This is a genomic window from uncultured Marinobacter sp. (assembly GCF_963974375.1).
Taxonomy (GTDB): domain Bacteria; phylum Pseudomonadota; class Gammaproteobacteria; order Pseudomonadales; family Oleiphilaceae; genus Marinobacter.
Genome location: NZ_CAXBDN010000167.1, coordinates 1 through 9,693 on the forward strand (window position 1 = coordinate 1; position 9,693 = coordinate 9,693).

General features: G+C 52.5%; 7 protein-coding genes and 2 pseudogenes. 5 read left to right on the top strand and 4 right to left on the bottom strand.

Annotation, left to right across the window (positions count from 1 at the left end; genetic code table 11):
* The 4 genes and pseudogenes from AAC035_RS13920 to AAC035_RS13935 all read left to right on the top strand — a co-directional run.
* Nucleotides 1-194: pseudogene (locus tag AAC035_RS13920) on the top strand (hypothetical protein); the annotation flags it as partial.
* Nucleotides 195-238: 44 nt separating this feature from the next.
* A pseudogene (locus AAC035_RS13925) lies at nt 239-451 on the top strand (transposase); the annotation flags it as partial.
* Nucleotides 452-1,972: 1,521 nt separating this feature from the next.
* Nucleotides 1,973-2,449 (top strand): 2,4'-dihydroxyacetophenone dioxygenase family protein, encoded by a 477-nt coding sequence (locus AAC035_RS13930; protein WP_339805160.1) that lies wholly within the window; start codon nt 1,973-1,975, stop codon nt 2,447-2,449.
* Nucleotides 2,450-2,603: 154 nt separating this feature from the next.
* Entirely contained in the window at nt 2,604-3,410 is an 807-nt protein-coding gene (locus tag AAC035_RS13935; RefSeq protein WP_339805161.1) for an alpha/beta fold hydrolase, read from the top strand.
* Between the two features lie 64 nt (nt 3,411-3,474).
* Here AAC035_RS13935 and AAC035_RS13940 read toward each other — a convergent pair whose 3' ends face one another.
* Entirely contained in the window at nt 3,475-3,885 is a 411-nt protein-coding gene (locus AAC035_RS13940; RefSeq protein ID WP_339805163.1) for an alpha/beta hydrolase, read from the bottom strand.
* Nucleotides 3,886-4,943: 1,058 nt separating this feature from the next.
* On the opposite strand from AAC035_RS13940, the gene AAC035_RS13945 reads away from it, so the two are divergent.
* Nucleotides 4,944-6,076 (top strand): IS3 family transposase gene (locus AAC035_RS13945; RefSeq protein WP_339805165.1). Its coding sequence is split into 2 segments (ribosomal slippage): nt 4,944-5,202 and nt 5,202-6,076, totalling 1,134 coding nucleotides; the frame shifts between segments, so codons are not numbered across the junction.
* Between the two features lie 83 nt (nt 6,077-6,159).
* On the opposite strand, the gene AAC035_RS13950 is transcribed toward AAC035_RS13945, so the two are convergent.
* The 3 genes from AAC035_RS13950 to AAC035_RS13960 all read right to left on the bottom strand — a co-directional run.
* Entirely contained in the window at nt 6,160-7,857 is a 1,698-nt protein-coding gene (locus tag AAC035_RS13950; protein WP_339805167.1) for an AMP-binding protein, read from the bottom strand.
* Nucleotides 7,858-8,016: 159 nt separating this feature from the next.
* Nucleotides 8,017-8,829, bottom strand: a complete 813-nt coding sequence (locus AAC035_RS13955; RefSeq protein WP_339805169.1) for an enoyl-CoA hydratase-related protein — start codon at nt 8,827-8,829, stop codon at nt 8,017-8,019.
* 240 nt (nt 8,830-9,069) lie between these two features.
* Nucleotides 9,070-9,693: IS3 family transposase (locus AAC035_RS13960; protein ID WP_339805171.1), on the bottom strand; the 624-nt coding region annotated here is incomplete at its 5' end.

The window sequence follows — 9,693 nt, forward strand, 5'->3', positions numbered from 1 at the left end:
GGCGGTCACGTTTAAACGGAATGGGTGGTCACGATGGGCCGGAATATGCACATTACGCAGACAACTTCCGGCCCCACGATTCGCTGCACAAATATCTCTCTGGGTTCGACTTCCAAAACGGGCTCTATTACTACAACGTAGGGGAGGGAGCTCACCGCAATTGGGATGGTAATCCCCCCGAAAAACAGCGGTGATCAAAAGTAGAATTTTCCGTAAGCTAAACGCAGGGAGATTCTGCATGAAGAAGTCACGTTTTTCCGACAGCCAGATCCTGTCGATCCTGAAGCAAGCCGAGAACGGCGTACCGGTTCCGGAGCTGTGTCGAGAGCACGGTATGAGCAGTGCGTCGTTTTACAAATGGCGGGCTAAATTCGGTGGCATGGATGCGTCCATGATGGCCCGCTTGAAAGAGCTGGAAGATGAAAACCGCCGGCTCAATATTTTACACGCCGTCCACCCACCACTTTGTCTCCCATGCTGCCTATCTTGTGGATTAATAGCAAATTACGACTATTCAGAACAGATGAGCTGTTCCTAAAGCATCAGTCTCATAACCTGCCCCCGCTACCATATAAAAGAAAGCCAGATCAGTATCTTACTGATCTGGCTTTTTTGCGTTTGGCGCGCTGGAATTTCCCTGTGACGCCTGTGTGACACATATTTGTGCCAATCCTTGTGGTGCCGTAATCCGGCGACCAAGAGGGATTAAACCACGACAGTTTGATCTTTGGCTTGAACCGGATTGTCACCATAACTCCCTGTAGCTGTGCTACGCTTCCAAGACTCGTAGATTGACTGTGCTGAGAAGTTGCGGGTACCTCCGGGCTCTGCAACTTTGTAAGCCCGTAGTCGAGGCGCATTTTATAACAATCAGACCACAACAAATTAGCAGGTCATTGCATCGTCAGATGGGCCTGCTATGAGGGTGGCGGAGACAACCGATGGGTGAGCTTGAAGCCCGAGATGTGCTGGCAGCTCAGAAAAGCCTGTACCACAGGTTACTGGGAAAGCGCACCGCAATAACCTCCCGTGATGCAAGAGACCTGGCCGCCCAGGCACTCCTCCTGCTGGATGATACCCGGCAATGCTGGCAATTCGTGACGGAATGGCTTCAGGTCTGTTTTGATGCAGATCGGGTGGATGGAGGGCGTGGTAGCCCGTTTAGCCCAGTTTATCATCCGGCTCAGGCCGAGGCTTTTGCCTCCCGGGCGCCCATTTCATCTATGAGTACGTTGCGAGTCGAAAACTCTGATCCTGGCGTTCGTGCCCTTTGGAGCGCTGATCAGCCAGTGGTTTATGTTGATATCACCCAAGTTCCGACGTTCCGGCCGGGATTGCGGCACGCTTTGGTCTCTGCGGGGACGACAACCAAATTGGCCGTCGCTCTGAAAAGTGGTCGTCGTCCATTCGGCCTGCTATGTATGGATCGAGTGGTGTCGACAAGGCCTTGGGAGGGGAGGGCGTACAATCATTTTCATGGTCTCGTACAAGAGGTCGTCGCCCCTGTACTGTATGCCGCAGAGAAGTTAAGCGATTCCTCTGCTCATGCTGTGTCACAGCCACAAGCCGACCTTGGTGACTCACCGCTCTCCAGGTTGACTGAGGCTGAAAGGGCTGTTGCCAGATTGGCGGCATCAGGGATGAGCTATAAGGAGATAGCCCGTGACCTGGATCGGGCATTCTCAACGATTGATCACCAGTTGCGTAGTATCAGAAGTAAGCTGTCCGTCCGTTCCCACTCCCAGCTCATTTCTTTGCTGGCGTCGCCAGAAAATGTCAGGTATCTGACCCCCTCACCGAATAGTCGCGAACATTCGCGATAGCGAACCTCTCCTCAGACAATTTAGCATGATAGGTGCACCTTCGACGTAACGTACTCGGTAGGTGCTCAAAACAAAAGCATCAAAAATGATCTCGAGGAGAGCGCAATGCAATTGATTTTAGGTACTCCATTGCTTCAGGGAGGCGTGTCATGAATTCCTTTGCTGAGATTCCTGATCTGCCGGCGACCTCGCATCTCGCGCAGAGTGACCTTCCGTTCGTGACCTTCATGGATGGCCTGGAATTGCAGGTTCTGCACATAAGTATCGAGAGTGGGCTGTGGGTCGTGAGAACCCGTTTCGCGCCAGGTGTGACGCTCCCGCGACACAAGCACACCGGCGAAGTATTCGCGATCACCTTCTCGGGTTCCTGGAAGTACCTGGAATACCCTGATGTAAACACTGCTGGCTCTTACCTCTATGAGCCGGCTGGATCTATCCACACATTGCACGTGCCCGACAGCAATACCGAGGTAACCGAGGTTTGGTTTGCGATTCGTGGAGCAAACCTGAACCTCAATGAGCAGGGTGAGGTCGATAGCGTATGGGATGCGGCGTTCATCCTTGAAACCTACCGAGAACTCTGTAAAGCGGAGGGACTGGACAGCTCTGGTCTTATCATCACATGAGGTCATCGCCGCCCTCTTGAGGGCGGCGATGAATCACCACTAACGCCACACCAGGATGCATACATAGAAAGCAAAAGCTTCGATTTACCAACGGATCAGCTTTGAATAGCCCTTGCGTTAAGGATTAATAACAATATCGAAACGGAGACACACCATGCCAACCATCGATGTTAACGGAACGTCCTTATATTACGAGGATCAGGGGCCGGAGAGCGCACCAGCGCTCGTCATGAGCCACTCTCTGTTCTTTGACCACAGAATGTTTGATCACCAGGTTGAAGCGTTCTCCGATCGCTTCCGTATCATTCGATATGATGACCGGGACCAGGGAAAGAGTGCCCGAACCAATCTGCCCATCGTTGATATGGATACCTTGGCAGACGATACCATTGCTTTGATCGAGAAGCTTGGAGTGGGTCCTTGCTTCCTGGCCGGCAACTCTATGGGTGGCTTTATCGCATTGCGTGTCGCCGCTCGTCGGCCCGACCTGTTGAAAGGCTGTATCGTGCTGGGTTCCAGCGCAGAGGAAGAGTACAAGTTTGAAGATTTCCAGCCCTTGGTGGAGGGTGTCCGGTCAAATGGCACTGAGCCGTTTATCGAACAACTCATGTACATCATGTTTGGCGACGATTACCTTGCTGATCCGTCCAAAGCAGATGAACGGGATGCCTGGCGTCAGCGCATGCTCGAGCTTGGCTCAGGTATTGCCCGTAGTGCCGATGGAGTAATCCGGCGTAAAGAGGTTCTCTCTGAGCTCAAAAACTGTAATGTGCCGCTGCTGGTTGTGGCTGGTGAGCAGGATCATGCCTACCCGCCAGAGCGCTCAGAGAAGATTGCTGAAATGGCTGGCAACGCCCGCCTTGTCGTGATTCCAGGAGCGGGACATTCGGTTTCTATGGAGCGCTACGAGGAAGTTAACCAATACTTGCTCAAGTTCATGGAAGACTATGGCCACGCGTAATTGCTGAGTCTGCGGCCCTCAGCAGGGCCGCCATAGGTTATCCTTATCCGGACTCATTGAGCTACTAGAAAGCCCACTTCCCAATAAACTCGACCGCCGCTGCATTGACCTCATCAGGATCAGACGCGCTCAGGAAATGCTGACCACCATCAATGACCTTGAGACTGGCCTCTCTGGCATTGGTGAACCTGGCAATGCCATCCTCCGCATTGGCAACGGAATACACCGAATCGGCGGTGCCGTGAATCCAGAGTACCGGGCAGATAATGCCGTTCAGGCGTGCATGTAAGCCGTCTCGGTCTCTCAGGTTGATTGCGCAGGTCCGCAGTCGCTCACGCCCCTGATCTCCGCGGTAGTTCTGGCGATAGACCTCAAGCCAGAAGTTCCGGATTTTTTCAGTGACCCTTGCCTCCGGAGTACAAAGAAATACTATGGTGGGATTCGTGATGGGCGGGGCTAAATCGGCGCAAATCAACCAGATGAATGCGAAAGACCTGTTGCTCTCGAGCCCTTGGGGTGTGGGCTTTTCGCCGATTGCCGCCAATTTTGGGCACAGACTTGTCCGGTGACTGGTGACCCAATTCGGACACTTTGACCGCTGCCCTAATGGCAAATTTCAAGGGTGGCGCTTATGCTAGCACGTATTTCTCGCTCTTCAAAATGTCCGGTGTGGTGTGACCAAAATAAGACACTTAGCGTGCTATCTATCCTTGGTCGAGAGTACTGCGGTTTTTAGCTGCGATAGCTTTGGCGTGGGCATAGTCCCAGCAACTTCACGGCAGGCGCTTACAGAGCACGTTTTGAGGCCATGTCGGTATAAATATAAGGCGTATACCTAGCCTTCGAGGGTATGCGGGAGTTGGCTCAGGCGCGCAAATGGTACATCCGGAACCACTGGCAGCTCCTGTACCACTCCATCCGTGATTGCCACCAAATGTGCAATGAGGTGAACGACCCGTATCTCTCAGTTCGACAGTCAGGGTCAGGAAACAAACAGAGCACGGCGCAGGGACGCCAACAGTGGGTCCAACAGCTTGGACCCAGCTCATGTCCGGTGAGGAGTACTTACGCTGCGGCGGGGGAGGCGTGAGCATAAACGTCGGTGCAAGAGCGCGAGGCAGGGATTGCGAGCGGCAAGGCTAAAGACCTGTTCTCCAACCGGAGGCACCGCACGATTTCGGCCCACATGGGCCACTTTCGATTAATTTGGCCCGCTCGGGCCACTCTGGCCCACGTGGGCCACCATGGCCAGCCTGGGCCACTTTGGCCCGATGACCCAGATTACCAGGGAGCATCTTAAAAAAGTGCTGGAGATTGGTCAGTGCTGTTCTCCGAAAGCAGCAGCGACACAGTGGTTTATAAAATCAACTGCCGCAATGCATCCCGGTTGGCTAACGCTAGTTGATTGATGAGCCCTTGGGTTCGTACGGGTTTGGTGAGGCGTTCCTATCTTTAGTGCAACTGACCTGCCCCCAACTTTCTAATCCAGCCTGATCTTAGTAATGTTCATCAGCAGAGAAGAGGACGATGAACATGAAGAAGCGATTCACCGAAGAGCAGATCATCCCGATTCTGAAGGAAGCCGAGGCCGGCCTGCCAGTGAAGGAGCTGTGCCGCAAGTACAACATCTCGGATGCCACCTTTTACACCTGGCGCAAGAAGTATGGTGGCCTGGAGGTCTCTGAGGCCCGTCGTCTGAAGGCCCTGGAGGAAGAGAACGCCCGGCTTAAGAAGCTACTGGCAGAGTCCATGCTGGATTCTGAAGCCCTTAAGGCCGCTCTCAACCGAAAGTACTGACCGTCGGGAACAAGCGCGAGGCTGTGCACACCATGGTGTCGGAGACACCAGTCTCCGAGCGTAGAGCCTGTTCACTCGTCGGGTTATCCCGCGCAACGATGCGGTACCAGTGCCACCGATCGCCAAGTGAGCGAGAGCTGACCGAGCGCATCAAGGCCATTGCGTTCGAGCGCCGTCGATTCGGATATCGGCGTGTTCATCAATTGCTGCGCCGTGAGGGTACCGAGGTGAATCACAAGAAGGTATATCGGCTTTACAAGGAGGCCGGATTGGCCGTCCGCAAACGCAAGCGTCGCAAAGGCGTGATGGTCGAGCGGCAACCTCTGGTGCTGCCCGATAAGCCAAATCAAACATGGTCCATGGACTTCGTAATGGACTCACTCGCCAACGGAAGGAGGATCAAGTGCCTGGCCATCGTGGATGACTACACCAAGGAATGCCTCGATATTCCCGTTGCCATGGGCATCTCGGGTGACCAGGTTGCCCGTACCCTGGACGGAATTGCGGCCTTCCGGGGCTACCCTAAAGCGGTGAGAACCGACCAGGGTCCAGAGTTTACTGGTAAGGCCCTGGACCAATGGGCTTACCAGAACAGCGTTGAACTGAAGCTGATACAACCCGGAAAGCCCATGCAGAACGGGTACGTTGAAAGCTTCAACGGTAAGTTCCGGGATGAATGCCTGAATGAACACTGGTTCAGTGACCTTGCTCATGCCCGAGACAAAGTCAGAACGTGGCGCGAGGACTACAATAAAAGGCGACCGCACTCATCCTTGGGGTATCAGACACCCCTGGAGTTTGCCTCCGCCATCCGGCTTGGAACAACCGATTCAAAAGTAACGGACATTACTAAGGAACGGTTGGATTAAATCCTGGGGGCAGGTCAGGACGGGCCTGCTTTTGCCCGGCTTATGGCCCGTCCCATCCCAGGAGGGATTCTTGTTAGCCTAGCCTAGGCCGTCTTATTTGCTTCGATCCCGAGCTCTTCAGTCATTACCTGCCGCATTTTGAATTTCTGAAGTTTGCCAGTTGCCGTCGCTGGCATCTCAGTACAAAATCGGATGTAATGGGGTATCTTGTAGTGGGCAATTTTGCCTTTGCAGTAGCTCTTGACTCCGTCTTCGTCTAAGTCGTTTTCTGGTTTCAGAATGATCCAGGCGCAGACTTCTTCACCAAACTTTGAGTCTGGTACACCAAACACTTGTACTTCTTGGATGGCTGGGTGCCTGTATAAGAAATCCTCGATTTCCTTAGGGTAGATATTCTCTCCCCCTCGAATAATTACATCCTTTGCTCTGCCAGTAATGTTACAGAAACCTTCATTATCAATAACGGCGAGATCTCCCGTATGCATCCATCCGTCAGTATCGATCGCTTCAGCCGTGCGCTCAGGGTCGCCCCAGTAACCTTTCATCACTGAATAACCACGGGTGCAAAGCTCTCCCTGTTCGCCGACAGGTACAACGTTGCCCAGGGGATCGATGATCTTACATTCCACCTGTGGTTGGACTCGGCCGACTGTATTTACTCGTCGTTCTAGTGAGTCATTTGTTGAGGTTTGAAATGAGATTGGACTGGTTTCTGTCATGCCATATGCAATGGTTAGTTCAGACAGGTTCATTTCAGAAACACACTTCTTCATAACCTCTATTGGGCAAGGGGCTCCTGCCATGATTCCTGTACGGAGGCGCGATAGGTCGAATTCAGAGAGGTTTTCATGTTGCAGCATAGCTACGAACATGGTGGGAACACCGTATACCGCGGTGCAGGACTCAGTAGCTAATGTCTCTAAGGTGATATCCGGTAAGAAGGCCTCCCCGGGGAAGATCATCGTTGTTCCGGATGAGCAACAGCCTAAAGTACCCGCTACCATTCCGAAACAGTGATATAGGGGTACCGGAATGCACAAACGGTCGCTTTCAGTCAGCTTTTGTGCCCCAATGATAAAGCGGCTGTTGTTGACGATACCTTTATGCGTTAGGGAAGCGCCTTTGGGGGCACCAGTGGTTCCAGATGTAAATTGGATGTTGATTACATCGCTAGGCTCGAGAGAGCTTGTTACTTGATCTAACTTTTCTTGATCGACTTTGTAGGAGTTGGCTACCGAGCTGTAGCTGAACATGCCTGGTACCGGCGTTTCTCCAAGCTGTATTACAGTTTTGAGGCTGGGAAGTCTTTTGCTGACCAGCTTGCCAGGCTCGCAGTCATCTAATTCAGGGGCAATCCGTTGTAGCGTTGCCACATAGTTGCTTGCTTTAAAGTTGACTGCGGTTACGAGCGCTTTGCAGCTAACTTTTTTTAGAGCATATTCGACTTCCGCTTCTTGGTATGCGGGGTTAATTGTTACCAGTATCAGTCCCAGTCTGGCCGTAGCAAATTGTGTTACTACCCATTCGAGTCGGTTAGGTGACCATATACCGACTCTGTCTCCACGTTTTAGGCCAAGTTCGTTCAATCCCATTGCTAGAGAATCGACATGTGCGTTCAGCTCGGCCCAGGACCAGCGAATGCCTTGCTCAACGAAAACGGCTGCAGGCCTGTCTGAGTAGAGTTCTACTGCTCGTTTTAGCACTTGGGGAACAGTTAGGCTCCATAGTTCTAGTTCTGTGTCGCCTTTGACTTGTGACAAACCGTTTATTGGAAAAGTCATGGCTGCCTCCTGTTGAATACAGCAAAACAACAATGCTGCTTTGTGATTGTTATTGCTATTTCCCAGTCTAGTAATCTGGTGGAAAGAAAAGGTAAGCCTGTTAAAGGCTTACCTTTTCTGCAGTGGGCCTAGATGGAGATCCACTGCTAGGCATGGGACTTATAGCTCGGTCTTGTTCCTGCCAACGCGTCCTTTGTCTGTTTTAGCTGCGAAGTTCTGCAGTAGACGGGTTACAGTTGGGTTCGCCAAACCGGAGTAGCCAGTAAAAGCTTCGTGAGCCAGCTGGTCGTCCAGTCGCATACCGATTACATCAAGGATGGTTTCCTTCGCGGAGCGGACCGCCCAGGAGTCATTTCGCAGAATCTTGGCAGCCATCTCTTCAGCAGCTTCCATCAGTTGATCCTGAGGAACGACCTTGGAAACCATGTTGCACTGCAAAGCACGCTGAGCGTCGATAGGTTCTGCAGTCAGGTTCATCTCAAGGGCAACACCTACACCACAAGTGTTTACAACGCGTACGATACCGCCATCACCGTGGTGGTATCCACGCCGTGGTTCAAAGGAACCGAATTGTGCATTTTCAGAGGCAATGCGAATGTCACAAGCCATAGCAGTTTCCAGACCACCGGCTAGCGCCCAACCATTAACAGCAGCAATAACTGGCTTGTAGATACGGTGCAGGCCGCGGGTCAGGCCGCCCAGGCCGTCTTTGATCTTGCTGCGTGGGAAAAGAGCGTCAGCACTGCGATCAACCCATGCGGTAGCGTGAGTTTTAAGGTCGGCGCCGGCACAGAAAGCTTCATTACCAGCACCAGTAACAATAGCCAGCTCAAGGTCGTCATCGGCATCAAAATCCTGCCAAGTTGCCCAAAGCTGCTCGTGCATAGCCTCATCAATGGCATTCATTGCATGTGGGCGGTTCAGGGTGATGTATGCGATCTTTCCACGCTTTTCATAAATTACTTCAGACATCGAGATTTCCTCTTCCTAATTAAAACAAACCAACACAAAACATCCTATATGCAATCCGGTTGTCTGCCTTTGTGCGTAAATGCCATTTGTTAAGGTGATTGTGCCAATCGGATTTCAGTAGGAAACCATTGGTGCAGTATGGTATTTTGTTTATCAACAGGTTGTTTTTAGGACGGTTTCACTGTTACCGATATGGTTTGAGTGGCAAGTCTCTGATCTTGCACCACTTTAGTAGACACTTTAGGCACTGAGCTTTTCATAATCCTCCGGGGATTGGTACCCCAGACTCGAGTGCAATCGTTCACTGTTGTAGAACATCATGTAATGGATGATTTCTGAGGCCGCCTGGACATCCGAATCAAATAAACGCTTGTGCACCAGCTCGGCTTTGAGCGTGTGGAAGTAGGATTCCATGGCAGCATTGTCCTGGGGGTTCCCCTTCCGACTCATGCTTCGAATCATGCCCGCACTCTCCAGCAACTCTCGGTAATCGTGCGCGGCATATTCAATCCCCTGATCCGAGTGGAACAGACAGCCAGGCTCGGGCGCTTCGTTGATCAACGCTGTGCGCAACGCGCTCTTGGTCAATTCACTGTTGCGACGACGGCTGAATGACCAACCGACGATTTTGCGACTGAACAGGTCGATGATCGCCGCGTGATACAGCCAGCCAGTGCGGGTCTTCAGGTAGGTAAAGTCGCCGGCCCATTGTTGGCCGCGGCCTGTGGGTGCGTCGCTGGCTTTAAGCTGATTGCCGGCGGAACTGTAAAAGGCGTGCTGCCCGGGGCGCCAGGCGTAAAGGCCAGTGGTCGACGCCTTGATCTCGAGCGCCCTCATCAACCGGTTGATCCGTCGGCGGCTGCA